The following is a 1139-nucleotide window of genomic DNA, read 5'->3' as shown; positions in this document are numbered from 1 at the left end:
GGACACCGCGTAATTGATTTAGCCACCCTCGTGCATGGTACGAAGTCGCCTTGGCGCTTCAATGCAGGAGGATGACCGATGTCGATTTATGCAGGATTGGATGTGATGACAAGACGACGCATATCTGCGTGGTGGATATAGACGGTAAGGTTTTGCGGCGCGATGTTGTCGTGAGCGATCCCGATGTTCTGGCCAAATGGCTAAACAAACATTGTACCGATCTGGTGCGCGTGGTGCTGGAGACGGGAACGTTATCGACGTTCCTGTATCATGGGCTGGTCGAGCGGGGGGCGCGATAGAATGTATCTGCGCGCGGCACGCGAAGGGCGTCCTTTCTGCCCGCGTGAACAAAAGCGATGTCCATGACGCGGAAGGGCTCGCGCAGCTGGCCTGCACTGGCTGGTACAAGCGCGTCCACATGAAGGCATCAGCAACGCACATCGACAGGGCAGCCCTGCGTATCCGGACGCAGTTGATCACAGCCCGGACAGCCATGGCCAACCAGCTGCGCGGGCTACTGAAGCTGTTCGGCCTGCGCATGGGTACCGCCAGAACACCGGGCCGGCGTGCCGAACGCCTGACGGCCTTCTATGCCCAGCGCCCGGATTTGAAGGCTCTGTTTGCTCCACTCATTGCATCCATGGAGGCTATCGAGGAGCAGCTGCGCGCATACAATCGCCTGCTCAATGACCGGGCAAAGGCGGATGAGGCCTGCGTCCGGTTGATGAGCGTTCCGGGGGTTGGACCGATCACCGCGCTCACCTACACCTCGACCATCGAAGATCCACGCCGTTTTGCAAAAAGCGACCATGTCGGCGCCTATGCAGGGCTTCGTGCCCCGACGCAGTCAATCGGGAGAACGCGATGTCAGCGGACATATTTCCAAGGCGGGAGATCCCATGTTGCGCAAGGCGCTCTACGAAGCCGCCAATGTCGCGCTGAACCAGGTAAAGCGACCATTCGCCCTTCAGGCGTGGGGCAGGAAAATGGCCGAAGCACAGGGCGCCAAGCGTGCCAGAACGGCCGTCGCGCGGAAGCTCGCCGCATTACTTCATTCGCTTTGGCTAAACGAGGCGGAGTTCCGCTGGGCCTAAACCCAGCGTTCCTCATCCCGATCAGCCATGCCCAGGACGATCTCG

The 1139-nt window shown here is 60.0% G+C and carries 2 protein-coding genes and 1 pseudogene; all 3 read left to right on the top strand.

From position 1 onward, the window contains the following. Positions 1-71: 71 nt before the first annotated feature. The 3 genes and pseudogenes from PMI02_RS27210 (at position 72) to PMI02_RS28405 (ending at position 1094) form a co-directional block, all read left to right on the top strand. A complete protein-coding gene (locus PMI02_RS27210) occupies positions 72-299 on the top strand; it encodes a hypothetical protein (protein WP_157222548.1) in 228 nt (75 codons plus the stop codon). Then, positions 197-838: pseudogene (locus tag PMI02_RS28410) on the top strand (transposase); the annotation flags it as partial. The gene PMI02_RS27210 and the pseudogene PMI02_RS28410, both read left to right, overlap by 103 nt. Then, on the top strand, positions 810-1094 hold the full coding sequence (locus tag PMI02_RS28405) for a transposase (RefSeq protein ID WP_081496715.1): 285 nt from the start codon (positions 810-812) through the stop codon (positions 1092-1094). The pseudogene PMI02_RS28410 and the gene PMI02_RS28405, both read left to right, overlap by 29 nt. Positions 1095-1139: the final 45 nt, after the last annotated feature.

Source organism: Novosphingobium sp. AP12 (assembly GCF_000281975.1).
Classification (GTDB): domain Bacteria; phylum Pseudomonadota; class Alphaproteobacteria; order Sphingomonadales; family Sphingomonadaceae; genus Novosphingobium.
Note: the sequence above shows the minus strand (reverse complement) of the source record. Positions and strands in the feature narration are given on the sequence as shown.